Origin of the sequence: Dyella sp. SG562 (assembly GCF_011759495.1) — a bacterium.
Taxonomy (GTDB): domain Bacteria; phylum Pseudomonadota; class Gammaproteobacteria; order Xanthomonadales; family Rhodanobacteraceae; genus Dyella_D; species Dyella_D marensis.
Genome location: NZ_JAAOYS010000012.1, coordinates 86,108 through 109,662 on the forward strand (window position 1 = coordinate 86,108; position 23,555 = coordinate 109,662).

The window sequence follows — 23,555 nt, forward strand, 5'->3', positions numbered from 1 at the left end:
CGACGTCATGGGCGCGAACCGGTGAGCAACAAGAAAGCCTCCGTGTGGGACGCCGAGACCTGGCGGACCTACAAGCGCCTGCTCGGCTATACCCGCCGCTACTGGGTGGTGGGCCTGGTCTCGCTGGTCGGCATGGCGCTGGAGAGCGGCTGCCTCGCCGCGTTCACCAAGCTGCTGCGGCCGATGATCGATGAGCTGTTCGCGCACAAGGACGCCTACCTGATCTTCTGGATGCCGATCTGGATCATCGGGCTGTTCGTGCTGCGCGGCGTGGCCATCGTGCTGAACGACTACGGCATCGCCTATATCGGCCGCAACGTGGTGCAGAACATCCGCCGCGACGTGTTCGACGCCTATCTGCGCCTGCCGGCGGCCTTCTTCGGCAGCGAGCATTCCGGCCAGCAGGTGTCGCGCATCACCTACACCAGCGAACAGGTGGCGCAGGCTTCCACCGACGCGGTGAAGGTGGCGGTCACCGAAGGGCTGATGATCGTCGGCATGATGTACGTGATGCTCTCGACCAGCGCCTACCTCACCATGGCGCTGCTGATCATGGTGCCGGCGGTGGTGCTGATCGTCACCGTGGTCAGCCGGCGCTACCGCACCATCAGCAAGCGCATCCAGGGCACCATGGGTTCGGTCACCGGCACGGTGGAGGAATCCGTCGGCGCCCATCGCGAGGTGCGCATCTACGGCGGCCAGAAGCGCGAAGCCGAGCGCTTCGAGCAGGTCACCGAGCATTCCAAGCGGCTGAACCTGAAAGTCGCGGTGACCAGTGCGTTCTCCAGCGCCACCATCCAGACCGCGGCGGCGTTCGCGCTGGCCCTGCTGGTATACCTGGGCACGCGGCCGAACGTGATCGACAGCATCTCGCCCGGCGTGTTCATCACCGTGCTCACCTCGATGGGCGGCATGCTGCCTTCGCTCAAGCGCCTCACCGGCGTGCAGGCCAGCGTGCAGCGCGGCGTGGCCGCCTGCGAAGACCTGTTCGGCATCATCGACCTGCCGCCGGAAGTGGACACCGGCACCCGCGTGCTGGAGCGCACCCGCGGCGACATCGTGTTCAACGACGTGCGCCTCACCTATGCGCGCAACGATTTCGAAGCGCTGCGCGGCGTCGACCTGCACTGCCGCCCCGGCACGGTCACCGCCCTGGTCGGCCGCTCCGGCAGCGGCAAGAGCAGCCTGGTCAGCCTGCTGCCGCGCTTCTACGAACCCAGTGCCGGCACCATCGACCTGGACGGCCACGACTACGCCAGCTACACCCTGGCCTCGCTGCGCCGGCAGATCGCCTGGGTGGGGCAGAGCGTGGTGCTGTTCGACGGCAGCGTGGCGGAGAACATCGCCTACGGCGAGCTGGAAGGCGCCAGCGAGAAGGACATCGTCGCCGCGGCCGAGGCGGCTAATGCGATGGAATTCATTCAGCGCCTGCCCAAGGGCATCCACAGCCAGATCGGCCAGGCCGGCAACATGCTTTCCGGCGGCCAGCGCCAGCGCATCGCCATCGCCCGCGCGATCCTGAAGAATGCGCCGATCCTGGTGCTGGATGAGGCGACCAGCGCGCTGGATACCGAATCCGAGCGGCTGATCCAGCAGGCGCTGCAGCGCCTGATGCGCGACCGCACCACCCTGGTGATCGCGCACCGCCTGTCCACCATCGAGCACGCCGACCAGATCGCGGTGATGGACCAGGGCCGCATCGTCGAGCGCGGCACGCACGCGGAGCTGCTCGCCCTGAGCGGCCACTACGCCGCGCTGCACCGCATGCAGTTCCACGACAAGGCGAGCGACTGAGGCCGCCGTGGCGCTGGCCGACACGCTAGCCGCGGCCTGGTACGGCAAGGGCGCGGCGCCGTGGTGGACCGCGCCGCTGGCGGGGCTGTACGGCGGCGTCACGCGGCTGCGCCGACGCCTCTATCGAAGCGGCCTGTGGTCCAGCGTGCGCTTGCCGGTACCGGTGCTCGTGGTCGGCAACGTCAGCGTCGGCGGCACCGGCAAGACGCCGCTGACCATCGCGCTGGCCGAAGCGCTGCGCGCGCGCGGTTTCCGTCCGGGTGTGGTGAGCCGCGGTTATGGCGGCACCGAACAAGGACCGCTTCTGCTCGGCGACAAGCCGGACCCCGCGCGCTTCGGCGACGAACCCTGCCTGATCCACGCCGCCGGCACGCCCGTGGCGGTAGGCCGCGACCGCCCCGCGGCAGCGCGCCTCTTGATCGACGCCGGCTGCGACGCGATTCTTGCCGACGACGGCCTGCAGCACTATCGCCTGCGCCGCGACGTGGAAATCTGCGTGATCGACGGCGCCCGCCGCTTCGGCAACCGGCGCTTGCTGCCGGCCGGCCCGCTGCGCGAACCGCTGGCGCGCCTGGGCGAAGTGGATTTCCGCGTCTGCAACGGCGGCAGCGCCGAAGCGGGCGAAGTGCCGATGCGCCTCGAAGGCGGCACGGCGCGCGCCTTGCGCGATGGCGTCACTCAGCCGCTGGATGCGTTCCGCGGCCAGCGCGTGCATGCGGTGGCCGGCATCGGCAACCCCGAACGCTTCTTCGACGACCTGCGCGCGCGCGGCATCGAAGTGGTGCCGCATCCTTTCCCCGACCACCACGCCTACGTTTCCAGCGAACTGGATTTCGGCGACGGCGCTGCGGTGCTGATGACCGAGAAGGACGCGGTGAAATGCGCGGCGTTGGCGCCTGCGCAGGCGTGGGTCGTGCCGGTGCGGGCCGTACTGCCCCAGGCGTTCTTCGATGCGGTGGCCGAGAAGCTGGTGGCGGCCCGTCGCAGCTGATCCGCAACGGCAATCCACCGGTCGCGATACCTCTCAGCCGTCATTCCGGCCTGCGCCGGAATGACAGCAGGGCGGGCGCGATTTCACCGTCGTGCAAAAAAAACGCGGCCGGTGTCGCCACCGGCCGCGCTCTTCGAACCGCATGCGCCGCGCTTACTGCACGCGCACCACGTTGCCGTCCTGGTCCACCTGCACGATGTCGCCCTCGCGGATCGCGCTGGCGTCCGGCACGGTGACGTTGGTGTAGCCGCCGTCGCCCATGCGCAGGCGCAGCGTGAAGCTTTCGCTGCTGCCGCCGCGGCCGATGCGGTTGCCGGCGAAGCCGCCGCCCACCGCGCCGAGCACGGTCGCCGCCTTGCGGCCGTTGCCCTTGCCGACCTGGTTGCCTAGCACGCCGCCGGCGACCGCGCCGATGATCGCGCCGGCGGTGCCGTGGTCGGCGCCCTGGGTGACGGTGCGCTCGATCGACTCGACCGTGCCGCACTGCGTGCAGCGCAGGAAGATGCCGTCGCGGCGGATCAGCACGTTGCCGTTGAGCTGGCCGGCGGCATCGACCGCCGGACGGCGGCTGGTGCTGGAGGACTGCGCGGCGGCGCCCATGGAAGCGAAGGCGAGGGCGGCTGCCAGGGGCAGGATGAGGAGCTGCTTGGTGTTCATTGGATTCTCCCGGTGTAGTGAGGCCCGCACAGTCTATTCGGATCAGCTGAACCATCGGCCAGGTATTGTCTCTATCATGTGCAATCTGCCGGCGCCGTCCGCGTGCCAGGCCTGTTTTTCGAAGGGAGTTCCCATGAGCCTGATCCTAGTCCCGGTGTCCTACGGTGAGCTGATCGACAAGATCACCATCCTGGAGATCAAGTCCAAGCAGATGACCGACCCGGCCAAGCTGGCCAACGTGCGCAACGAGCTGGATCAGCTCAATACCACCTGGGCCGCCCATCCGGCCGCGGCCACCGACATCGGCGACGAGCGCGCCCGCCTGCTGGCGGTCAACGAAACGCTGTGGGATATCGAAGACCGCATCCGCCTGAAGGAAAAGGCCCAGGCTTTCGACCAGGAGTTCATCGAGCTGGCGCGCGCGGTGTACTTCCGCAACGACGAGCGCGCGGCGGTGAAGCGCGAGATCAACCTGAAGCTGGGCTCGCAGCTGGTGGAAGAGAAGTCGTACAAAGACTACAAGGCCGGCTGACGGCCTACCGCCGTCATTCCGGCGCAGGCCGGAATCCAGTGACGGAGCGCTTCATGGAGTGAGTGACTCCAAGCTGCCGCTCTTGAACGTTCTGGCGACCATCGAGCCTTGTCGCTACTGGATTCCGGCCTGCGCCGGAATGACGAGCAAAAAAAGCCGGCCCGCTATCCCTCAGGCGCCGAGCGTCGCCGCATAAGCCTCGAACCGCTCGATCACGTCGTCGACCTCGATCAGGTCCATCACGCCCGCGTATTCGATCTTGCTGCCCCAGGGAATCTCGCTGGCCGGCTTGCCCAGGTATTTGCGCGCGGCCGCGTCGTACTTGTTCACGCACCAGCGGCGGTCGGAATAGGGGCCCGAGCGGTCCGGGTTGCTTGCCGCATGCAGGCCCAGCACCTTGCAGCCCACCGTATTGGCCATGTGCATCGGGCCGGAATCCGGGGTGAGCAGCAGCGAGGCGCGCGCCAGCATCGCCAGCAGGCGCTTGAGCGTGTCCTTGCCGGTCAGGTCGGTATGCGGCAGGCGGCAGGCGGCCAGCACGGCGTCGGCCATGCTGCGCTCGCCCGGCGAGGGGCCGCCGATCAGCATGACGCGCCAGCCGCGCTGCGCGGCATGGTCCATCACCGCGGCATAGCGCTCCGGGCGCCAGTTGCGCAGCGCGTGGCTGGAGGTGGGGCTGACCAGCAGCACCGGCGCGCCCGGCGGCAGCTGTTCGGCCGCCCAGGCGAGCGCTTCTTCCGGCAGGGGAATATCCCAGCGAACCTCGGTCTGCTGCAGCCCCAGCGGCTCGCAGAAGCTGCCGATCGCCTCCAGCACGTGTTCGCCGGTGCGCGCCGGAATGCGCTCGTTGATGACCAGCCCATGCAGGTCCTTGGCGCGCGCCTTGTCGTAGCCCACGCGGCGTTTCGCCTTGATGCCCAGGCTGAGCAGGTTGGAGCGCATCGCCACCTGCATCTGCAGCAGCGCGTCGAAGCGGCGGCCGCGCAGGGCCTCATGCACCGCGCGCATGCCGGCCCAGCCGGCGCCCTTGTCGAAGGTGACGAAGTCCACGCCGGGCAGGTCGCCGACCAGGCGGCGCTCCAGCTTGCCGACGATCCAGGTCAGCTCCACCTGCGGCCAGGCCCTGCGCAAGGTGTGCACCAGCGGCACGACATGGGTGACGTCGCCGATGGCCGAAGTGCGCAGCAGGCAGATGGAGGTGGGAGCAGGCATGGCGTGGGCTAGAATCAATGATTATCGGATGGGGTGCCGGGTCGCACATGATGGCGCAAGAGCAGGTCCGGACGAAGGCGGGCGGGGCGATTCTGTTCGACCCCACGGTTTCGTCACAAGTCGACGATGACTGGTTCATGCCTAGCCACTGGCGCGAACTGGGCGCCTTGCGCATGCAGACCGGCGGGCGCGGCGGCGTCGCCCTGGTCGGCACGCCGGCGGGCGAGGGCGTGCTGCGCCACTATCGCCGCGGCGGCATGGTGGCCCGGTTCCTGGGCGACCGCTATGTATGGACCGGCGCCGACCGCACGCGCAGCTTCGCCGAATTCCGCCTGCTCGCCGCGATGGCGCGCGAAGGCCTGCCGGTGCCCGAGCCGATCGCCGCGCGCTACCGGCGCCACGGCCCGTTCTATACCGCCGATCTGATCACCCGCCACGTCCCTTCCGCGCGCACGCTGGCCGAATGCCTGGCCTGGGGCAGCCTCGACGCCGCCCTGGCCGAGCGCACCGGCGACATGATCGCGCGCTTCCACCGCGCGGGCGTGTGGCATGCCGATCTCAACGCGCACAACATCCTGGTGGCGGAGCCGGGCCTGTACCTGATCGATTTCGACCGCGGCGAGCGGCGTGCGCCGGCCGAAGCCTGGCGCACGGCCAACCTGCAGCGCCTGCGCCGTTCGCTGCTCAAGCTGGGCGCGGGCGCCGAAAGCGAGGCGGTGTTTGAGAAGACCGTGTGGCAGCCGCTGGCGCAAAGCTACGCCGCGGCGTTCGGCGTCGGCGGCGACGCGCCATGAGCCTGGTTTGCCTGCGCGAGGAAGCGGCCGCATGAACTGGAACCTGCATTTCCTGGGCGTCGGCGCCGCGCACGCGGTGGAGCTGGGCTCTTCCGCCGCGGTACTGGAGCGCGACGGCGCGCCGCTGCTGCTGATCGACTGCGGGCCGGACACGCTGGACCGCTACGTGGCCGCCTACGGCGACGTGCCGCCGGCGCTGTTCATCACGCACACGCATATGGACCACGTCGGCGGCATGGAGCGGCTGTTCTTCCGCCTGTGGTTCGACGAAGCGCGGCGCGGGCGCACCAGGCTGTTCGTGCATGCGGCGCTGATGAGCTGGCTGCAGGCGCGGGTGGCGGACTATCCCGGCGTGCTGGCCGAGGGCGGGGTGAATTTCTGGGAGGCGTTCCAGCTGATTCCCTGCCATCGCGGTTTCTGGCTGGACGGGCAGTGGTTCGACGTATTTCCCACCCGCCACCACCTGCCGCAGACCTCGTTCGGCCTCGCCCTGGGCGGCAGCTTCGCCTATACCGGCGACACGCGGCCGGTGCCGGAGATGCTGGCGCGCTACGCGGCCGGCACCGAGCTGGTGGCGCACGACTGCGGCCTGGTCGGCAATCCCTCGCATACCGGCATCGACGATATCGAGCGCGAATACCCGCAGGCCCTGCGCGGCCGCCTGCGCCTGTACCACTACGGCAGCGCCGCCGACGGTGCGGCGCTGGCCGCCCGCGGCTATGCCATCGCCGCCGCCGGCGAGCGGATCGCGCTGCCGCCGCCGGCTGCGCCACGGCCGGATGCCGGTTGAGGCAGCGCTTGGGGCGGCTTGTCTGGATCGGGGCCTGCCGCTATGATTTCCCCTCTTTGCCGGGCTGGAATGCCCGGCAAGGCGATTTCACCATCGCGGAGAGGTGTCCGAGTGGTTGAAGGAGCACGCCTGGAAAGTGTGTATACGGCTTATCCCCGTATCGCGGGTTCGAATCCCGCCCTCTCCGCCAGTGAAATCGCATGACGGTCCGCGCCTGGCGCAACCGTCGACCAGGGCGACCAGCCCACCGTCTATGGTGACCCCGTCGGTCCCCCCGCGACGATAGTTCGTAAATCCCGCCAGGCCCGGAAGGGAGCAACGGTAGCGAATGATTCGGGTGCCGGGGTGTGGCTGGCGGGGTCGCCGCCTTTTCGGGCTCCGCCACGCGCGTTCGCGCCGCCTCCCGTACCGACTTGCCGCAAGCGACCGTGCTGACTTGCCGTAGGCGACTTGGCACAATCGGACGTCGCCCCAAGTTAGTATCCCGCCACTTCATTCCCGTCCTCGCTGCGCAGCTCCAAAGGGCCGCGCCAGCCCGGCGTCCAGCAGGTTTCCAACGCATGTCCTATCAGGTACTCGCGCGCAAATGGCGCCCCCGCAAGTTCGCCGAACTGGTCGGGCAGGAGCATGTCGTGCGCGCGCTCACCAATGCGCTCGATACCGGCCGCATGCACCACGCCTACCTGTTCACCGGCACGCGCGGCGTGGGCAAGACCACCATCGCGCGCATCTTCGCCAAGTCGCTCAACTGCGAGCGCGGCGAGTCGGCCGATCCCTGCGGCGAGTGCGCGGTGTGCACCGCGGTGGACGCCGGCCGCTTCGTCGACCTGCTGGAGATCGACGCGGCCAGCAACACCGGCGTAGACGACGTGCGCGAAGTGATCGAGAACGCGCAGTACGCGCCGGCGCGCGGACGCTTCAAGGTGTACCTGGTGGACGAGGTGCACATGCTGTCCAAGCCGGCCTTCAACGCGCTGCTCAAGACGCTGGAAGAGCCGCCGCCGCACGTGAAGTTCCTGCTCGCCACCACCGACCCGCAGAAGCTGCCGGTGACGGTGCTGTCGCGCTGCCTCAAGTTCAATCTCAAGCGCCTGCTGCCGGAACAGATCTCCGGGCAGATGCGCCACATCCTCGGCGCCGAAGCCATCGCTTACGAAGACGGCGCCATCGTCGAGCTGGCCCGCGCCGCCGACGGTTCGCTGCGCGACGGCCTGTCGCTGCTGGACCAGGCCATCGCCTACGGCGGCGGCGCGCTCAAGCTGGACGACGTGCGCGCCATGCTAGGCAGCGTCGCGCGCGGCCAGGTGCTGAGCGTGCTCGAGGCGCTCGCTGCGGGCGACGGCGACCAGCTGATGGCCGAATGCGCGCGCATCGCCTCGTTCTCGCCGGATTTCGGCGGCGTGCTCGACGATCTCGCCGCCGTGCTGCACCGCCTGCAGCTGTTGCAGCTGGTGCCGGGCTACCGCTCCGAAGGCGACGGCGACGACGAAGCCGCGCTCGCCGCGCTGGCGGAGCGGCTGGGTCCGGAAGACGTGCAGCTGTACTACCAGATCGCCATCGGCGGCCGCCGCGACCTCGCGCTGGCGCCGGATGCGCGCACCGGCTTCGAGATGGCGCTGCTGCGCATGCTGGCGTTCCGTCCGGCGGGCGAGGGCGAGCCGGCGCGTGCCGAGCGTCCGGCCGCTGCCGCGCCGCGTCCCGCCGCCGCGCCCGCACCGGCGCGCTCCGCGCCGCCGATGTCCGCGCCTGCGCTGGAACGCCCGGCGCCGCGCGCCGCCGAACCACCCGCGCCGCGCATCGAACCCGCAGCCGTGCCGGCGCCCGCGCCGCGCGCCGCACCCGCGCTCGACGCGCGCGGCCTGCCGCATTGGGACAGCCTGATCGAACAGGCCAACCTGCGCGGCCCGATGGGCCAGCTCGCGCAGAACGCCACCTTGCGCGACCGCGAAGGCTCGACCCTGGTGCTGGCGCTGCAGCCGATGTACATGCACCTGGCGGTGGAGCCGATGGTCGGCCAGATGGAAGAGCGCATCAGCCAGGCGCTGGGCGAACGCATCCGCCTGCGCTTCGTCGACGACCGCTCCAGCGGCGCCGAAACGCCCGCCGCGCGCGCGGCCCATGCGCGCTCTGCCGCGCAGTCGGCCGCCGAACAATCGATCGAAGAAGACCCGCTGGTGCAGTCGCTGCGCAAGGAATTCGGCGCGCGCGTGCTGCCGCAGTCGGTCAAGCCGTTTGAACCCTGATACACCTAAGCCTTCGGAGTACGCGTCATGAGAGGACAGATCGGCCAGCTGATGCAGCAGGCGCAGCGCATGCAGGAAGAAATGAAGCGCGCGCAGGAAGAGATCGCCAAGCTGGAAGTCACCGGCAGTTCCGGCGGCGGCCTGGTCACCGTGGTGATGAGCGGCGCGCATGAAGTGCGCCGCGTGCAGATCGACCGCAAGCTGTTCGCGGACGACCCCGAGATGGCCGAGGACCTGGTCGCCGCGGCGATCAACGACGCCGTCAACAAAGTGGGCGAGGCCAGCAAGAACAAGCTCGGCGGCGTCACCTCCGGCATGAACCTGCCGCCCGGTTTCAAGCTGCCGTTCTAAGCCACGTGAGCAAACTCCTCACCGATTTGATCGAAGCCCTGCGCTGCCTGCCCGGCGTAGGCGGCAAGAGCGCCCAGCGCATGGCCTTCCATCTGCTGGAGCGCGAACGCGAGCGCGGCCTGCGCCTGGCCCAGGTGCTGGAGCAGGCCATGCAGCGCATCGGCAACTGCACGCGCTGCCGCAATTTCAGCGAGGAGCCGGTGTGCTCCCTCTGCGCCAGCAGCAGCCGCGACCGGCAGGTGCTGTGCGTGGTGGAGTCGCCCACCGAGCTGGCGGCGATAGAACAGGCCACCGGCTACCGCGGCCAGTACTTCGTGCTGCTGGGCCGGCTGTCGCCGCTGGACGGGCTGGGTCCGGAAGAACTGGGCCTGGACCTGCTCACCGAACGGCTGGCCGAAGGCGAGATCGAGGAAATGGTGATCGCCACCAATCCCACCGTGGAAGGCGAAGCCACCGCGCATTACCTGGCGCAGCTGGCGCGCGCGGCCAAGGTCAAGCCGACGCGGCTGGCGCACGGCGTGCCGCTGGGCGGCGAGCTGGAATACGTCGACCGCAGCACCCTGGCGCATGCCTTCGGCAGCCGCCAGACGCTGGGCTGAAACCATCACAGAAGGAAGCCTGAGCATGGCCGATACGATTTTCGGAAAGATCATCCGGCGCGAGATCCCCGCCGACATCGTCTACGAAGACGAGGACGTGCTGGCTTTCCGCGACCTCAACCCGCAGGCGCCGGTGCACGTGCTGTTCGTGCCCAAGCGCGCGATCGCCTCGCTGGACGAAGCCCAGCCCGGCGACGCCGAACTGCTGGGCAAGCTGCTGCTCGCCGCGGCCGCGTATGCGCGCGAGCAGGGCCTGGCGAAGGACGGCTACCGCACGGTGATCAATTGCAACGAGCACGGCGGGCAGACGGTGTTTCATCTGCATGTGCATCTGCTGGCGGGACGGCGCATGCATTGGCCGCCGGGCTGAGCCGCGCGCGACGAGGCATAAAAAAAGCCGGCCCTGGGGCCGGCTTTTTTTGTTTTGGACGTCTGGCTTACTTGCCCCGCGGCACCGCGCGCGGCACCACGATCACCCGCGGCTGGTACCAGAACGGGTCGCCCCACGGACCCCAGCCCGGGCCCCAGTACGGACCGAAGCCCGGACCCCAGAACGGGTCGTAGTAGCCCGGCGGGTAGCGCACGGCGACGCGCTTGGGCCACAGGTAGACCACGTCGGCCTCGACGCGCGGATAGGCGTAGTCGTACTCGCCCACCTTCTGCGACACGGTGCCGTGCAGGGTGCCGGTGACGGTGAGCTCGCGGCCGCGCGAGAACACTTCCGGATCGTAGAAGCCCGAACGGCAGGCCACGAAGCGGCCCTGGCTGTCGTTGTCGGTGGCCATCTTCGGCCGGGCTTCGCTGTCCAGCGGACGCGAGAGCAGGAAGAAGCAGGTTTCCTGCGGGCCGGGTTCGGTCTTGATGATCTCGCCGCCCCAGCGGACCTTGCTGCCGCCGGCGCCGCCTTGCTGCGCCTGGGCCGTGGTGATTTCGGTATAGGTGCCCTGCAACGGCTGGGGGATGGTTGCGCAGGCCGCCAGCGTAGCCGTCACGGCTGCGGTAGCGAGGAACTTGTAGGTGGACATGACCGCTTTCTCCATGATCGGGCGGATCTTCCGTGATCCGAAACATTCAGTCGTTCGGTTCATTTGACCACGTGTCGGGGTCTGAATTCCCGCACCGCCCGGCGGAACCGTCGCAGGGGATCGGGCGGCGGGGTTTGATGGGCATAGCGCAGGTCGAGGTAGCTCCTCATCAGTTGGTCCAGCTGCGCGCGCTGGCCGGGCAGGGCCCGGGCCGCGCGCTGCAGGTAATGCTGCGGGCCCTCGCTGCTCCTGCGCGCCACGCCGGCCGAGGCCAGCTTGCGCTCCAGCGTGCGCAGCGCGGCCCGCAGGGGGTCTTCGTCGCGCCGCCGCCACAGGGCCCAGGCCAGGCCGAGCAGGGCGAACGCCACGCTGCTGGCCGCCAGCAGCACGCTCAGGGTCATCGTATCCGTGTTGCGGACGCCGAATGGCGTGAGGAGCCCGCGTTGCCTGAGTGCGTCGAAGCCGATAACGCCTTCGCTCCACCAATGGTTGACGACGTCCCAGCGGTTGCGCAGGTCGCGCAGCCAGGCCGCGCCCTGCCATTCGGACTGGCCCGCGGCGGCGGCTGCCGCCGCGGCGCCCAGGCTGACCCGCTCCGGCCGCACCGCGGCGGTGGGGTCGATGCGCACCCAGCCGCGGCCGTCCAGCCATACCTCGCTCCAGGCATGCGCGTCGGACTGGCGCACCAGCAGGTACTGGCCGAGCTTGTTCCAGTAGCCGCCCTGGTAGCCGGTGACCACGCGCGCCGGCACGCCGGCGGCGCGCATCAGCACGGTGAAGGCCGAGGCGTAGTGTTCGCAGAATCCTTCGTGGGTGCCGAACAGGAAATCGTCCACCGCGTCGCGGCCCAGCGGCGCGGGCGCCAGGGTGTAGCTGAAGCCGCCGTCGTGGAACAGCGACAGCGCCGCGGCCACGATGGCCGCATCGCGGGTGCCGTAGGCCTGCTTCCACTGCGCCGCCAGCGCCAGCGCGCGCGGATTGAAACCCTCGGGCAGCTGCAGCGCGCGACGCCGCGCAAAGTCGTCCAGCTCCGGCTGCAGGCGGTAGCGCACGGCCGAGCGCAGTTCGTAGGTAAGCGGATCCTGCACCGGCTTGCTGCTGGTGATGTCGTGGTCGCTGCCCAGGGTGGCATTCGGCGGTGCTTCCAACGGCACGTCCAGCGCCGGCAGCACGCGCTGGCTGGTCGGTTCCAGCGCGATGCGGTAGCCGATGCTGTCGATGGCTTCCACCGGCACCGGCGCACGGCCGCTCGGCACGCTGTTCCAGCGGCGGCCGTCGTAATGCCACATCACATAGGCGCGGAAATAGCGCTGCTCCGGTGCGGGCACGCCCTGGTCGAAGCTGGCGCGCAGGGCGGGGCGGTCGTCGGTAAGCAAGTCGACGAAATCGCCCGGGGACATCCCATCGCTCAAGCCCGTGCGCGCCTGCCCCGACGGCGGCGCGCCCCACAGCGGCGATTCCAGCCGCGGCACCAGCACGAAGGCCAGCAGCGACAGCGGCAGTGCCGCGGCGAGCAGGCCCAGCGCCGGCAGCAGTTCGCGCGGCAGGCTGGTGGGCAGGCGCGCCGGCTGCAGCGCGCGCAGGCTGGCGACCGCCGGCAGCAGGCCCAGCGCCACCACGAAGGTGGCGACCATGCCCTGGTCCGACAGCAGCGCGGCCATCAAGGTGAAGCAGGCGAAGGCCACGGCGACCTTGGCGTCGCGCGCCGTCTCGGTCTCCAGCAGCTTCAGCACCAGCAGGCCTACGGCCAGGGCGGAGCCGGGCTCGCGTCCGAAGATGTTGCCGTAGTGGAAGATCACCGTGGCCGCGAGCATTACCACCAGCGGCAGCTTCAGATAGGCCGGCGCGCGCCCCGGCTTGCGGCGGCGCTGCCACCAGCGCAGCGCCAGCACCGCCATCAGGGCGGCATCCAGCCAGGGCGGCAGATGGATGGCGTGCAGCACCAGCACCACCGCGGCGGTGAGGCAGAGCAGGTCGAAGACGCGCGTATCGAGCGGCGCTTCGTCGCGCTTGCGGCGGAACAGGCCGAACGTTTTCGCTTCCGCGTTGTTCGATGCCGGGCTCATGGCAGCTTCGCCAGCGCATTCATGCAGCGCGCGTAATGCGCGGGGCCGGCGCCATGGCCGATCTCCTCGCCGGGCAGCCACAGGCTGGACGGCACGCCGCGGGCCTCGGCCTCGCCCAGCCAGCGGGCCAGGCGGGAGATGCGCGATTCGCTGTCCAGGTGCTTCAGGTCGCGCCAGTCCAGCCGCCATTCCAGGCGCGGGCGCGGCTGCTCGAAATCCTTCACCAGCAGGCCTTCGTGCCGCGCGCTGGCTTTCCAGGCGATGCGCCGCTGCGAATCGCCCGCGCGGTAGTCGCGCAGCGCGGCGAGGTCGTCGCCGTGATGCAGCCGCTGATGGGTGGGGTCGTCGGTGGGCGAGCGCGGCGGCGGTCCTTCCGCTTCCGGGCGCGGCCATACCAGCACCGACATGTCCGGATACAGCCAGCTCCACGCTCGGAACAGGCCGAGCGGCCAGCTGGTCCACAGCTGGATGCGCGGCAGCTGCTGCCAGCCGCGGCGGTCGGTCTGCAGCGCGATCTCCACCGGCAGCTGCTGATGCGCACGGACCGCGAAGGCCTGCATCCGGCCGTCCATTTCCACGCGGATCGCCTGGCGCGCGCGCACGCCGGCATCCACGTGCAATTGCAGGGTCAGCGCTTCGCCGGCGGTGGCGTGGCCGGCCTGGATCGCGGTGAGGCGCAGGCCGTCGAGCGCGCGGAATGCCACCAGCATGCTCGCCGTGCACGCCGCGGCCAGCATGCAGGTGAGCAGCAGGGCGGCGTTGTTGGCGTAGTTGAGCGCGCCGGCCAGCATGATCATCAGCAGCACGCCGAACGCCGCGCCCAGCCCGCTGGGCACGATATAGATGCGGCGCCGGTGCAGTTCGACCGGCAGGCTTTCCGGACGGCGGTAGCGGGTGAGCGCCGGCAGCCGGCGCTCGGCCCATTGCTGAAAGCGGCGGTAGGTGTCGGCCACGCCCATGGCCATCAATCCACCGCCACCTCGGCAAGCAGCTGGCGCGCGAGCGCGTCGCCGTTGGCGCCGCGGGCGGGTACCAGGCGGTGGCCGGCCAGCGGCACGAACAGTGCCTGGATGTCTTCCGGCAGCACGTGCCCGCGGCCGGACAGCATGGCCCAGGTGCGCGAGGCATTGAGCAGGGCCAGGCCGGCGCGCGGCGACAGGCCCACGCGGATTTCCGCATGGCGGCGGCTGGCGGCCAGCAGCGCCTGCAGGTAGTCGAGCAGGGCCGGGCTGGCGGTGATCGCCTGCGCCTGGCGATGCAGGGTGGACAGCGCGGGGCCGTCCAGCTTGGGGCTGAGCTGGGCCAGCAGGTCGCGGCGGTCGCTGCCGGTGAGCAGGGCGCGTTCGGCGGCGGCGTCGGGATAGTCCAGCGAGACGCGCAGCATGAAGCGGTCCAGCTGCGAATCCGGCAGCGGGAAGGTGCCGGCCAGGTCCAGCGGATTCTGCGTGGCCACCACGAAGAACGGCTGCGGCAAGGTGTGCGTCTGGCCGTCCACGGTGACCTGGCCCTCGGCCATCGCCTCGAGCAGCGCGCTCTGCGTCTTCGGCGTGGCGCGGTTGATCTCGTCGGCCAGCAGCAGGCCGGTGAAGATCGGGCCGGGGTGGAAACGGAACTGGCCGGTCTCGCGCTCGTAGACGCTCACCCCGATAATGTCCGACGGCAACAGGTCGCTGGTGAACTGCACGCGCTGGAAGTCCAGCGCAAAACTTGCGGCGAGCGCATGCGCGAGGGTGGTTTTGCCCACGCCCGGCACGTCTTCCAGCAGCAGGTGGCCGCCGGCGATCAGGCAGGTGAAAGCCAGCTTGACCTGGCGCGGCTTGCCGAGCAGCACCTGGTTGACCTGCGCCATGGCGGCGTCGAGGCGGGAGTGCAGGGCGTCATCGTGGAGTGGAGTGATCGCGGACATGGCAACGCGCAGAGGGATGAGATGGGGCAGGGCATGAGCCATGCATGATCGCGGCAGTGTAGCCCCGGGCCTCGCGCGCTGGCGAGGCGCGTTTCTCATTGCCTTTCTTGTGCTGCTTGGGGCACGTATTGCGGTCGCCGCGCAACTGGCGCCGTTCGGCGACGAGGCGTTCTATTGGCAGGAGAGCCGGCATCCGGCCTGGGGCTACAGCGACCTGCCGCCGTTCACCGCGTGGATGATCCGCCTCGGCGAAGCGCTGGCCGGCCATGGCGTGCTCGGCATGCGCTGGCCGTTCCTGCTGGTGGGCAGCGCGCTGCCGTGGCTGGTGGTCGCGTTCGCCCGCCGCGCTTTCGATGCGCGCGCCGGCTGGCAGGCCGGCCTGCTGTGCCTGGCGCTGCCGCTGGCCGGCACGCTGGGCGTGATGGCGGTGCCGGACGTGCCGCTGACGGTGGCCAGCATGCTCGCCCTGTTCGCGCTGCTGCGCGCCATGCAGGACGACCGCCTGCGCGACTGGCTGCTGCTCGGCGCGGCGCTGGCCGTGTGCTGGCTGACGCACTACCGCGCGGTGATGCCGATGCTGGCCGGGCTGGGCCTGCTGCTGCTGACGCCGCGCGGACGCCTGCAATGGCGCCGGCCGGGATTCTGGATCGCGCTGGTGCTGTCGCTGCTGGGGCTGATTCCGCTGGCGGTTTCCAACTGGCAGCAGCGCGGCGCGGGCCTGGCGTTCCAGGTGGTGGAGCGCAATCCGTGGAGCTTCCATGCCGATGCGCTGGTGCAGCCGCTGGAACAGGCCGCCGCATGTACGCCGCTGCTGTACGGCCTGCTGCTGTGGGCGGCATGGCGCAGCTGGCGGCGGCGCGGCGAAGGGGCGCCGTGGGATCTGATCGCGATCGCTTCGCTGTGCTTCGTGCTGCTGTATTTCGTACTCGGCCTGTTTGCCGACGACGAGCGTTTCCGCGCGCACTGGCCGCTGCCGGGTTATCTGCCGCTGCTGGGCGCCTTGCCGGTGTTGCTGCGGCCGTTGTGGGGAAGGCGCTGGATCCGGTGGGTCACCATCGCGGCGGTGGGCATGGCGCTGTTCGGGCACTTGAGCGGACTGGCCTATCTGGGCATGGCGGCGAGCGAGCGCGGCGCGACGGCGCTGGCTGGCGTGAAGGCGTTTCCTGCGCGCTTCGTGGGCTGGCGCGAGAGCGGCGATGCAGCGCGCGCTTTGCTCGCCGCGCATCCGGGTGTGCTGGTGGCCGACAATTTCATGCTGGCTTCGGAGCTCGAATTCCAGCTCGACGGCGCGGTGCCGGTGTATGCGCTGGACAGTCCGCTCAATACCAAGCACGGGCGCGCGCCGCAGCTTGCGGTGTGGCATCGCGACGAAACCGCGCTGCGCCAAGCGCAGGCCGGTGCACCGATGCTGTTGGCGGTCGACGAAACCTCGCTGCGTATCCGCGAGCGTTCCGACTGGCTCGGTTCGCTGTGCAAGCGCATCGACAATCCGCAGCCGCTGCAACGGCTGGATCTGTTCGACGGACGCAAGCGCATCGCTTTCTATGCCGGGCGCGTGCCGGTGGCGGGATCGGCGCCCGTGGCACCGGGCGACTGCGTGATCTGGCGCGAAGGCGCCGCGTCGTTCCGCTAGGGCAGCGCGACGCCGGCCGTGCGCAGCAGCCGCGCGAGCGCGATCAGCGGCAGGCCGATCAGGGCGGATGGGTCTTCGTTGTCGATGCGCTCGAACAGGCTGATGCCCAGCCCTTCGCATTTGAAACTGCCGGCGCAGTCCAGCGGCCGTTCGCGTTCGACGTAGCGGGCGATTTCATCCGCGCCCAGCACGCGGAACTGCACGCGGGTGCGGTCGACATGCACGTGCCGCTCGCCGCTGCGCGTATCGAACAGGCACAGCGCGGTGTGGAACTGCACGCTGCGGCCGGAACTGGCGGCCAGCTGTTCGCGGGCGAGCTCGGGCGTGCCGGGTTTGTCCAGCATCCGTCCGTCCAGTTCGGCGACCTGGTCCGAACCGATCACCAGCGCGTTGTGCAGCCCCTGCGCGCAGGCTTCGGCCTTGGCCATGGCCAGGCGCAAGGCGCGGGCGTCCGGGGCTTCGCCGGGCAGGGCGGTTTCGTCGGTGCCGGGGGCGCGCTGTTCGAACTCCAGGCAGAGCCGGCGCAGCAGGTCGGCGCGGTAGCGCGAGGTGGAACCCAGCACCAGGCGGGGCGGGCTCATGCTTGAGGATCGCGCTGGATGTGCTCGCGCATGGCGTCGTCCAGCGCGTGCTGCGCGTCGTTCAGCGCTTCCAGCAAGGGCGCCAGGCGGCTGCGCGTCTCGGCCATCGCCGCGACGGCCTGGTTGAGCTGGTCCTGGGTGGCGTGGGGCGCCTGGTCGCGGATCCAGATGCGCTGCTGCAGCAGGGAGCGCAGGCCGGCCTCGATCGCCTGGCGGGCTTCCTGTTCGCTGGCGGCGGGCTTGTCCGGATTGAGCGACATCACCGCATGGGCCTGCTGCAGGCCGGCGCGGCAGGTCTTCAGGTCCGCTTCCAGCCGGTCGGCCACGTCGAGCAGCTCGTGCAGGCTGTCCGAGCGGCGGTTGCCGCGGCGCCGCAGCCAGAGGCTGCCGCCCGTGACGATCACGGCGAATACGAAGAAGGTGGCCAGGCCGTACGTCAGGAGGTCATTCACGTGAGACGGAGCGGCTCGGCGGCGTGGGAGGGCGCAGTCTGCCGCATGGGGCCCGTTCAGGCAAAACGCCCGGACGGACTTGAAGCACAATAATGAAGCCGGGCAGCCTATGTGGCCGCCGCGCCCGGCCAGGTAAACAAGATGTTGACTTGGACCGGCCGCAAACCTATGATTTCGCGATTATGTCCGTGACACTGCCAGAGTCCGTGGACGCTTGGCGCATGGTCTCGGCGCGGCGTTCGTTCAAGGGAGCCTTGCCCATCGCCGCCATGCGGCGCCTGAGCGAAGCCCTCGCCGGTACCGAAGGCGAGGCCCGGTTCGAGCTGGATTTCGGTCGTGACGAGTTCGACAACGCGTACCTCGACGTACGCGTCGAAGCGCCGCTCGCCGTGATCTGTCAGCGTTCCCTGGAGCCCTTCGTGCTCCCGGTGAATGTGGATACCCGGCTCGGCCTGATCCGTTTCGAGCGCGAAGAAGCAGCCTTGCCTCCGGGCAGCGAGCCGCTCCTGATCGCCGAGGACGGCAAGCTGGCCCTCGCGGACGTGATCGAAGACGAATTGCTGTTGGCGCTGCCGCTGATCCCGGTCAATCCGGACAGCACGCTGCCCGACGATGTAGTGCCCCCATCGCCCGAAGAGGATTCGGTCGAGGGACGTTCCGATAACCCGTTCGCGATCCTGCGCGAACTCAAGAAATAACGCTTAGCTGGAGACTCGCCATGGCCGTTGCCAAGAGCCGCAAGACCCCGTCCACCCGCGGCATGCGTCGTTCGCACGATGCGCTGAAGACCGTGCAGCTCGCCACCGATCCGACCAGCGGCGAAGTGCATCGTCGCCACCATGTCACCAAGGATGGCTACTACCGCGGCAAGAAGGTCATCGACACCAATACTTCGGTGGTCGAAGAGGACTGAGCGCTCCCGCGGGGGCTTTACGCTTCCGAAGGATCCGGTTCTGCAAGGCGGCGCGGTGACGCGCCGCTTTGCGTTTAGGCGCTCACGAACGTAACTTTGCGGTCTTGGTGCGGACAGTCTCCCAGCGTGGGCGGCGCTCCGTGCCGTTTCCCACGGACAGTCCATGGCCCAGATCTATTCCCGCATCATCGCCACCGGCAGCGCGCTGCCGGAGCGTGTCGTCACCAATGCCGACCTGGAGAAGTTCGTCGATACCAGCGACGAATGGATCCGCGAGCGCACCGGCATCCGCCAGCGCCACATCGCCGCCGACGGCGAGACCACCGGCGACCTGGCCACCCAGGCCGCGCAGCGCGCGCTGGAAGCGGCGGGCGTGAAGGCCTCCGAGCTCGACCTGATCGTGATGGGCACCACCACGCCCGACATCATCTTCCCGTCCACCGCCTGCCTGGTGCAGCACCGGCTGGGCGCGAACGGCTGCGCGGCGTTCGACGTCAATGCGGCCTGCTCGGGCTTCGTCTATGCGCTGGGCGTGGCCGACAAGTTCATCCGCAGCGGCCACTCCAAGAAGGTGCTGGTGATCGGCGCCGAAACGCTCACCCGCATGCTGGACTGGGACGACCGCACCACCTGCGTGCTGTTCGGCGACGGCGCCGGCGCCGTGGTGCTGGAGGCCTCCTCGGAGCCCGGCATCTACGCCACCTGCCTGCATGCCGACGGCGGCCACAAGGAGCTGCTGTACAACCCGGTCGGCGTGTCGGTCGGCTTCAAGGCCGACGAGAAGAACCACGGCGTGCTGGTGCGCATGGCCGGCCGCGAAGTGTTCAAGGTCGCGGTGAAGACGCTGGACGCGCTGGTCGAGGAGACCCTCGGCGCCGCCGGCATGGACGCGTCCGAGCTGGACTGGCTGATCCCGCACCAGGCCAACCTGCGCATCATCGAAGCCACCGCCAAGCGCCTGGCCATGCCGATGGACAAGGTCATCGTCACGGTGGACAAGCACGCCAACACCTCGGCCGGCTCGGTGCCGCTGGCGCTGGACTACGCGGTGCGCTCGGGCAAGGTGCAGCGCGGCCAGAACCTGCTGCTGGAAGCGTTCGGCGGCGGCTTCACCTGGGCCTCGGCGCTGCTGCGCTACTGAGGCTTCCCGCGAAACGTTTCAAACGCATGCCGCCTCCGGGCGGCATGCGCATTTCAGGGGTGCCGCCACCGGAATACGGCTGCGTACGGCCGGCGTTGCTGGCACCATTCCGCTTTTCCCCGACGGAATCCGTTCCTGCATGACTCAGCACGCTGCCTCGCTCGCATTCGTCTTCCCCGGCCAGGGCTCGCAATCCGTGGGCATGCTGGCGGAACTGGCCGCCGCCCATGCGGAAGTGCAGGCCGCTTTCGACGAGGCCTCGCAGGGCGCCGGCGTCGACCTGTGGGCGCTGAGCCAGCAGGGACCGGAAGAAGCCTTGAACCGCACCGAGAACACCCAGCCCGCGCTGCTGGCCGCCAGCGTTGCCGTGTGGCGCGTGTGGCGCAAGCTCGGCGGCGCGCTGCCGGCGCAGCTGTCCGGGCATAGCCTGGGCGAATACAGCGCCCTGGTCTGCGCCGGCGCGCTGTCGCTGCACGACGCGGCCGCCCTGGTCGCCGAGCGTGGCCGCCTGATGCAGGCCGCGGTGCCGCCGGGCGTGGGCGCGATGGCCGCCGTCCTGGGCGGCGACGACGCGCAGATCGCGGCCGTCTGCGAGGAGGTGGCGCAGGGCCAGGTGGTGTCGCCGGCCAACTTCAATTCGCCGGGCCAGCTGGTCATTGCCGGCCACGCCGAAGCGGTGGACCGCGCGCTGGCGCGCCTCGCCGAACTGGGCGTGAAGAAGACCATCAAGCTCGCCGTGTCGGTGCCGTCGCACTGCGCGCTGATGAGCGACGCCGCCGACCAGCTCGGCGAGCGCATGGCGAAGCTGGACTGGCAGTTGCCGTCCATTCCGGTGATCCAGAACGCCGAGGCGCGCGCCTATGGCCAGCTCGAGGACATCCGCGCCGCGCTGCAGCGCCAGCTCTACCTGCCGGTGCGCTGGACCGAATGCGTGCAGGCGCTGGCCGCCGGCGGTGCTGTCCGCGCGGCCGAATGCGGCCCGGGCAAGGTGCTGGCCGGCCTGATCAAGCGCATCGACAAGAGCGTGGAAGCGCGCGCCATCGGCACCCCGGCCGAACTCGACGCCGCGCGCGCCGAGTGGGCCTGAGCGCCCACGCCACTCATCACTCCAGACCTCAGGAACAAGCAACGATGAGCAAGCCTCTGCAAGGTGAAATCGCCCTCGTCACCGGCGCCAGCCGCGGCATCGGCGCGGCGATCGCCGACGAACTGGCCGCCCAGGGCGCCACCGTGATCGGCACTGCCACCAGCGCAAGCGGCGCCGCCGCGATCGGCGAGCGCCTGGCGCCGCACGGCGGCCAGGGCCGCGTGCTCAATGTGACCGAAACCGGCGCGATCGAAGCGCTGGTGGACGCCATCGGCAAGGAGGTCGGCGCGCTTTCCATCCTGGTCAACAACGCCGGCATCACCCGCGACCAGCTGCTGATGCGCATGCGCGACGAGGACTGGCAGGCCATCCTCGACACCAACCTCACCTCGGTCTACCGCGCCTCCAAGGCGGTGATGCGCGGCATGATGAAGGCGCGCAAGGGCCGCATCGTGTCGATCGCCTCGGTCATCGGCCTCACCGGCAATCCGGGCCAGTCGAACTACGCGGCGGCGAAGGCCGGCATCATCGCGTTCTCCAAGTCGCTGGCGCGCGAGATCGGCAGCCGCGGCATCACCGTCAACGTGGTGGCGCCGGGCTTCATCGACACCGACATGACGCGCGCGCTGCCGGAAGAATCCAAGCAGGCGCTGCTGGGCCAGATCGCGCTGGGCCGCCTGGGCGAAGCGCAGGATATTGCCAAGGCGGTGGCCTTCCTGGCCTCGCCGGCGGCCGCCTACATCACCGGCGAGACGCTGCACGTCAACGGCGGCATGTACATGCCGTAAGGCCGGTTTCCAACGGTCCGGACAGAGCCGTCCCGAGGGGCGGCTCCATCGTTTCCGCGGTCGTGTTTCCGGACATCCGCCCGGGTATGCATGACCACCCCGGGCGCCAACGGCCAGACCGTCCGCCCGGCCCGGCAGAGCCCGCCAGGGCGGGGCGGCCGGGGTTGTCGCCATCGGACCGTTTTTAGGAGACAATTACGCTTTCGCGCCGGTCGTCAGGGCCAGCGCCTTACCAACGTTGGTGGACCGTGGCGGGAGCTGAGGCTTAGCCACTACAATCCGCCGGCATTTTTGTCCTTGGGAGGTATTGGCAACATGAGCACCATCGAAGAGCGCGTCAAAAAGATCGTTGTTGAGCAGCTGGGCGTGAAGGAAGATGAGGTTCAGCCGAGCTCGTCGTTCGTTGACGATCTGGGCGCGGATTCGCTGGACACCGTCGAACTGGTGATGGCGCTCGAGGAAGAGTTCGAGACCGAGATCCCGGACGAAGAGGCCGAGAAGATCACCACGGTGCAGCAGGCCGTCGACTACATCAAGGCCCACACCAAGGAGTGATCGTGCCTGGCGGGCCTGGCCTGCCTCACGACGCGACACCAGAAAGCTGCGCCACATTGGCGCAGTTTTCGTTTCTGCAATTTGCAACGTCCTAACCCGTATGGTTCGCGTCTCGCGCAACATACGGCGAAGACGGCATCCACGCGGTCTCCGCGGGATGGCTGCCCTCGCGGCAGGCACACGGAACCATGAAGGAAGATCAGCATGAGCAAACGACGTGTGGTGGTTACCGGCCTCGGCATCATCTCGCCGGTCGGCAACGATATCGCCACGGCCTGGGACAACGTTCTCAAGGGCGTGAGCGGCATCGGTGCGGTGACCCATTTCGACGCCACGAACTACGCCACCCGCATCGCCGGCCAGGTGCGTGATTTCGATCCGGCGCAGTGGATCGCGCCGAAGGACATCAAGAAGATGGATCCCTTCATCCACTACGGCATCGCCGCGGGCACGCAAGCCCTGCGCGATTCCGGGCTGGAGGTGACCGAAGCCAATGCGCCGCGCATCGGCGTGGCGGTGGCGGCCGGCATCGGCGGCCTGCACACCATCGAGCACACCTCGATCGAACTGCACGAGAAGGGCCCGCGCCGCGTGTCGCCGTTCTTCGTACCCAGCTCGATCATCAACATGGTGTCCGGCCACCTGTCGATCATGTACGGCCTGAAGGGCCCGAATATCGCCTGCGTCACCGCCTGCACCACGGCCACCCACAACATCGGCCTGGCCGCGCGCATGATCCAGTACGGCGATGCCGACGCGATGATCGCCGGCGGCGCCGAGTTCGCCACCACCGGCACCGCCATGGCCGGCTTCTGCTCGGCCAAGGCCATGTCCACCCGCAACGACGAGCCGACCAGGGCCAGCCGTCCGTGGGACAAGGACCGCGACGGCTTCGTGCTGTCCGACGGCGCCGGCGTGCTGATGCTGGAAGAGTACGAACACGCCAAGGCCCGCGGCGCGAAGATCTACGCCGAGCTGATCGGCTTCGGCATGAGCGGCGACGCCTACCACATCACCGCGCCCAGCGAGGGCGGCGAAGGTGCGGCGCGCTGCATGGAGAACACGCTGAAGGATGCCGGCATCAACCCGGCCGACGTGCAGTACGTCAACGCGCACGGCACCTCCACGCCGCTGGGCGACCTGGGCGAAGTGCTGGCCGCCAAGCGCGTGTTCGGCGACCACGCCTACAAGCTGGCGATGAGCTCGACCAAGTCGGTCACCGGCCATCTGCTCGGCGCGGCCGGCGGCGTCGAAGCGATCTTCACCATCCTGGCGCTGCGCGACCAGGTGCTGCCGCCGACGGTGAACCTGGACGAGCCGGGCGAAGGCTGCGATCTGGACTTCGTGCCGCACACCGCGCGCGAAGCCAAGGTCGACGTTGCTCTCTCCAACTCCTTCGGCTTCGGCGGCACCAACGGCACGCTGGCGTTCCGCCGCCTCTGACC

The 23,555-nt window shown here is 69.4% G+C and carries 25 protein-coding genes, 1 tRNA gene and 1 other RNA gene; 19 read left to right on the top strand and 8 right to left on the bottom strand.

Translation table 11 applies throughout. The features are described from left to right. The first annotated feature begins 21 nt into the window (after nucleotides 1-21). On the top strand, nucleotides 22-1,794 hold the full coding sequence (msbA, locus tag FHW84_RS19095; RefSeq protein WP_167257630.1) for a lipid A export permease/ATP-binding protein MsbA: 1,773 nt from the start codon (nucleotides 22-24) through the stop codon (nucleotides 1,792-1,794). A 7-nt stretch (nucleotides 1,795-1,801) separates the two neighbouring features. Next, on the top strand, nucleotides 1,802-2,785 hold the full coding sequence (gene lpxK, locus FHW84_RS19100; RefSeq protein WP_167257575.1) for a tetraacyldisaccharide 4'-kinase: 984 nt from the start codon (nucleotides 1,802-1,804) through the stop codon (nucleotides 2,783-2,785). A gap of 153 nt (nucleotides 2,786-2,938) precedes the next feature. On the opposite strand, the gene FHW84_RS23425 is transcribed toward lpxK, so the two are convergent. Beyond that, the gene (locus FHW84_RS23425; protein WP_279589784.1) at nucleotides 2,939-3,442 is read right to left on the bottom strand and encodes a glycine zipper 2TM domain-containing protein; all 504 of its coding nucleotides are present in this window, start codon (nucleotides 3,440-3,442) and stop codon (nucleotides 2,939-2,941) included. Between the two features lie 133 nt (nucleotides 3,443-3,575). On the opposite strand from FHW84_RS23425, the gene FHW84_RS19110 reads away from it, so the two are divergent. After that, nucleotides 3,576-3,974: a DUF6165 family protein gene (locus FHW84_RS19110; RefSeq protein ID WP_167257576.1), complete on the top strand. Its 399-nt coding sequence runs from the start codon at nucleotides 3,576-3,578 to the stop codon at nucleotides 3,972-3,974. 171 nt (nucleotides 3,975-4,145) lie between these two features. Here FHW84_RS19110 and FHW84_RS19115 read toward each other — a convergent pair whose 3' ends face one another. Further along, nucleotides 4,146-5,186, bottom strand: coding sequence for a glycosyltransferase family 9 protein (locus tag FHW84_RS19115; protein WP_167257577.1), 1,041 nt, complete (start codon nucleotides 5,184-5,186; stop codon nucleotides 4,146-4,148). Between the two features lie 47 nt (nucleotides 5,187-5,233). Between FHW84_RS19115 and FHW84_RS19120 the strand changes: the two genes are divergently transcribed. The 8 genes from FHW84_RS19120 (at nucleotide 5,234) to FHW84_RS19155 (ending at nucleotide 10,333) form a co-directional block, all read left to right on the top strand. Further along, the gene (locus FHW84_RS19120; protein ID WP_167257578.1) at nucleotides 5,234-5,980 is read left to right on the top strand and encodes a 3-deoxy-D-manno-octulosonic acid kinase; all 747 of its coding nucleotides are present in this window, start codon (nucleotides 5,234-5,236) and stop codon (nucleotides 5,978-5,980) included. A gap of 31 nt (nucleotides 5,981-6,011) precedes the next feature. Next, a complete protein-coding gene (locus tag FHW84_RS19125) occupies nucleotides 6,012-6,770 on the top strand; it encodes an MBL fold metallo-hydrolase (protein WP_167257579.1) in 759 nt (252 codons plus the stop codon). Nucleotides 6,771-6,867: 97 nt separating this feature from the next. Then, nucleotides 6,868-6,960 (top strand) — tRNA-Ser (locus tag FHW84_RS19130). Nucleotides 6,961-7,033: 73 nt separating this feature from the next. Then, nucleotides 7,034-7,130, top strand: an RNA gene (gene ffs, locus FHW84_RS19135) — signal recognition particle sRNA small type. A 200-nt stretch (nucleotides 7,131-7,330) separates the two neighbouring features. Continuing rightward, nucleotides 7,331-9,013, top strand: coding sequence for a DNA polymerase III subunit gamma/tau (gene dnaX / locus FHW84_RS19140; RefSeq protein ID WP_167257580.1), 1,683 nt, complete (start codon nucleotides 7,331-7,333; stop codon nucleotides 9,011-9,013). Nucleotides 9,014-9,040: 27 nt separating this feature from the next. Continuing rightward, nucleotides 9,041-9,364, top strand: coding sequence for a YbaB/EbfC family nucleoid-associated protein (locus tag FHW84_RS19145; RefSeq protein ID WP_167257581.1), 324 nt, complete (start codon nucleotides 9,041-9,043; stop codon nucleotides 9,362-9,364). A 5-nt stretch (nucleotides 9,365-9,369) separates the two neighbouring features. Then, complete coding sequence (gene recR, locus FHW84_RS19150; protein ID WP_167257582.1) at nucleotides 9,370-9,963, top strand: recombination mediator RecR; 594 nt, start codon at nucleotides 9,370-9,372, stop codon at nucleotides 9,961-9,963. A gap of 25 nt (nucleotides 9,964-9,988) precedes the next feature. Continuing rightward, nucleotides 9,989-10,333, top strand: a complete 345-nt coding sequence (locus FHW84_RS19155; RefSeq protein ID WP_167257583.1) for a histidine triad nucleotide-binding protein — start codon at nucleotides 9,989-9,991, stop codon at nucleotides 10,331-10,333. Between the two features lie 67 nt (nucleotides 10,334-10,400). Here FHW84_RS19155 and FHW84_RS19160 read toward each other — a convergent pair whose 3' ends face one another. Genes FHW84_RS19160 through FHW84_RS19175 form a run of 4 tightly spaced genes read right to left on the bottom strand, consistent with a single transcriptional unit; the run spans nucleotide 10,401 to nucleotide 14,960 of the window. Beyond that, the gene (locus tag FHW84_RS19160) at nucleotides 10,401-10,988 is read right to left on the bottom strand and encodes a Slp/YeaY family lipoprotein (RefSeq protein ID WP_167257584.1); all 588 of its coding nucleotides are present in this window, start codon (nucleotides 10,986-10,988) and stop codon (nucleotides 10,401-10,403) included. A 59-nt stretch (nucleotides 10,989-11,047) separates the two neighbouring features. Further along, the gene (locus FHW84_RS19165; protein ID WP_167257585.1) at nucleotides 11,048-13,054 is read right to left on the bottom strand and encodes a DUF3488 and transglutaminase-like domain-containing protein; all 2,007 of its coding nucleotides are present in this window, start codon (nucleotides 13,052-13,054) and stop codon (nucleotides 11,048-11,050) included. Beyond that, a complete protein-coding gene (locus tag FHW84_RS19170; RefSeq protein WP_167257632.1) occupies nucleotides 13,051-14,007 on the bottom strand; it encodes a DUF58 domain-containing protein in 957 nt (318 codons plus the stop codon). The genes FHW84_RS19165 and FHW84_RS19170 overlap by 4 nt, the downstream gene beginning before the upstream one ends. Nucleotides 14,008-14,018: 11 nt before the next feature. After that, nucleotides 14,019-14,960: a MoxR family ATPase gene (locus FHW84_RS19175; RefSeq protein WP_167257586.1), complete on the bottom strand. Its 942-nt coding sequence runs from the start codon at nucleotides 14,958-14,960 to the stop codon at nucleotides 14,019-14,021. Between the two features lie 40 nt (nucleotides 14,961-15,000). Between FHW84_RS19175 and FHW84_RS19180 the strand changes: the two genes are divergently transcribed. Beyond that, nucleotides 15,001-16,593, top strand: a complete 1,593-nt coding sequence (locus FHW84_RS19180; RefSeq protein ID WP_167257587.1) for a glycosyltransferase family 39 protein — start codon at nucleotides 15,001-15,003, stop codon at nucleotides 16,591-16,593. Here the strand turns inward: FHW84_RS19180 and FHW84_RS19185 are convergent. Then, nucleotides 16,590-17,174: a Maf family nucleotide pyrophosphatase gene (locus tag FHW84_RS19185; RefSeq protein WP_167257588.1), complete on the bottom strand. Its 585-nt coding sequence runs from the start codon at nucleotides 17,172-17,174 to the stop codon at nucleotides 16,590-16,592. The genes FHW84_RS19180 and FHW84_RS19185 overlap by 4 nt on opposite strands. Next, nucleotides 17,171-17,578, bottom strand: a complete 408-nt coding sequence (locus tag FHW84_RS19190; protein ID WP_343203626.1) for a hypothetical protein — start codon at nucleotides 17,576-17,578, stop codon at nucleotides 17,171-17,173. The genes FHW84_RS19185 and FHW84_RS19190 overlap by 4 nt, the downstream gene beginning before the upstream one ends. Before the next feature lie 269 nt (nucleotides 17,579-17,847). Between FHW84_RS19190 and FHW84_RS19195 the strand changes: the two genes are divergently transcribed. The 7 genes from FHW84_RS19195 (at nucleotide 17,848) to fabF (ending at nucleotide 23,553) form a co-directional block, all read left to right on the top strand. Next, nucleotides 17,848-18,324, top strand: a complete 477-nt coding sequence (locus FHW84_RS19195) for a YceD family protein (RefSeq protein WP_167257633.1) — start codon at nucleotides 17,848-17,850, stop codon at nucleotides 18,322-18,324. Between the two features lie 20 nt (nucleotides 18,325-18,344). Next, complete coding sequence (gene rpmF / locus FHW84_RS19200) at nucleotides 18,345-18,539, top strand: 50S ribosomal protein L32 (protein WP_026634454.1); 195 nt, start codon at nucleotides 18,345-18,347, stop codon at nucleotides 18,537-18,539. 163 nt (nucleotides 18,540-18,702) lie between these two features. Further along, nucleotides 18,703-19,680 (top strand): beta-ketoacyl-ACP synthase III, encoded by a 978-nt coding sequence (locus tag FHW84_RS19205; protein WP_167257589.1) that lies wholly within the window; start codon nucleotides 18,703-18,705, stop codon nucleotides 19,678-19,680. Between the two features lie 139 nt (nucleotides 19,681-19,819). Further along, on the top strand, nucleotides 19,820-20,767 hold the full coding sequence (gene fabD, locus FHW84_RS19210) for an ACP S-malonyltransferase (protein ID WP_167257590.1): 948 nt from the start codon (nucleotides 19,820-19,822) through the stop codon (nucleotides 20,765-20,767). 44 nt (nucleotides 20,768-20,811) lie between these two features. Next, entirely contained in the window at nucleotides 20,812-21,555 is a 744-nt protein-coding gene (gene fabG, locus FHW84_RS19215) for a 3-oxoacyl-ACP reductase FabG (protein ID WP_167257591.1), read from the top strand. A gap of 315 nt (nucleotides 21,556-21,870) precedes the next feature. Then, nucleotides 21,871-22,110, top strand: a complete 240-nt coding sequence (gene acpP / locus FHW84_RS19220) for an acyl carrier protein (protein WP_026634450.1) — start codon at nucleotides 21,871-21,873, stop codon at nucleotides 22,108-22,110. Nucleotides 22,111-22,314: 204 nt separating this feature from the next. After that, nucleotides 22,315-23,553 (top strand): beta-ketoacyl-ACP synthase II, encoded by a 1,239-nt coding sequence (gene fabF, locus FHW84_RS19225; RefSeq protein ID WP_167257592.1) that lies wholly within the window; start codon nucleotides 22,315-22,317, stop codon nucleotides 23,551-23,553. Nucleotides 23,554-23,555: the final 2 nt, after the last annotated feature.

Excerpts from the sequence above, each read along its gene's own strand:
- FHW84_RS19180 (WP_167257587.1), top strand. The coding sequence starts at position 15,001 with ATGCATGATCGCGGCAGTGTAGCCCCGGGCCTCGCGCGCTGGCGAGGC.
- acpP (WP_026634450.1), top strand. The coding sequence starts at position 21,871 with ATGAGCACCATCGAAGAGCGCGTCAAAAAGATCGTTGTTGAGCAGCTG.
- FHW84_RS19205 (WP_167257589.1), top strand. The coding sequence starts at position 18,703 with ATGGCCCAGATCTATTCCCGCATCATCGCCACCGGCAGCGCGCTGCCG.
- FHW84_RS19115 (WP_167257577.1), bottom strand. The coding sequence starts at position 5,186 with ATGCCTGCTCCCACCTCCATCTGCCTGCTGCGCACTTCGGCCATCGGC.
- FHW84_RS19145 (WP_167257581.1), top strand. The coding sequence starts at position 9,041 with ATGAGAGGACAGATCGGCCAGCTGATGCAGCAGGCGCAGCGCATGCAG.
- FHW84_RS19155 (WP_167257583.1), top strand. The coding sequence starts at position 9,989 with ATGGCCGATACGATTTTCGGAAAGATCATCCGGCGCGAGATCCCCGCC.
- FHW84_RS19195 (WP_167257633.1), top strand. The coding sequence starts at position 17,848 with ATGGTCTCGGCGCGGCGTTCGTTCAAGGGAGCCTTGCCCATCGCCGCC.
- dnaX (WP_167257580.1), top strand. The coding sequence starts at position 7,331 with ATGTCCTATCAGGTACTCGCGCGCAAATGGCGCCCCCGCAAGTTCGCC.
- fabD (WP_167257590.1), top strand. The coding sequence starts at position 19,820 with ATGACTCAGCACGCTGCCTCGCTCGCATTCGTCTTCCCCGGCCAGGGC.
- FHW84_RS19185 (WP_167257588.1), bottom strand. The coding sequence starts at position 17,174 with ATGAGCCCGCCCCGCCTGGTGCTGGGTTCCACCTCGCGCTACCGCGCC.
- FHW84_RS19175 (WP_167257586.1), bottom strand. The coding sequence starts at position 14,960 with ATGTCCGCGATCACTCCACTCCACGATGACGCCCTGCACTCCCGCCTC.
- FHW84_RS19125 (WP_167257579.1), top strand. The coding sequence starts at position 6,012 with ATGAACTGGAACCTGCATTTCCTGGGCGTCGGCGCCGCGCACGCGGTG.
- fabG (WP_167257591.1), top strand. The coding sequence starts at position 20,812 with ATGAGCAAGCCTCTGCAAGGTGAAATCGCCCTCGTCACCGGCGCCAGC.
- FHW84_RS19165 (WP_167257585.1), bottom strand. The coding sequence starts at position 13,054 with ATGAGCCCGGCATCGAACAACGCGGAAGCGAAAACGTTCGGCCTGTTC.
- FHW84_RS23425 (WP_279589784.1), bottom strand. The coding sequence starts at position 3,442 with ATGAACACCAAGCAGCTCCTCATCCTGCCCCTGGCAGCCGCCCTCGCC.
- fabF (WP_167257592.1), top strand. The coding sequence starts at position 22,315 with ATGAGCAAACGACGTGTGGTGGTTACCGGCCTCGGCATCATCTCGCCG.
- FHW84_RS19120 (WP_167257578.1), top strand. The coding sequence starts at position 5,234 with ATGATGGCGCAAGAGCAGGTCCGGACGAAGGCGGGCGGGGCGATTCTG.
- FHW84_RS19160 (WP_167257584.1), bottom strand. The coding sequence starts at position 10,988 with ATGTCCACCTACAAGTTCCTCGCTACCGCAGCCGTGACGGCTACGCTG.
- FHW84_RS19110 (WP_167257576.1), top strand. The coding sequence starts at position 3,576 with ATGAGCCTGATCCTAGTCCCGGTGTCCTACGGTGAGCTGATCGACAAG.
- rpmF (WP_026634454.1), top strand. The coding sequence starts at position 18,345 with ATGGCCGTTGCCAAGAGCCGCAAGACCCCGTCCACCCGCGGCATGCGT.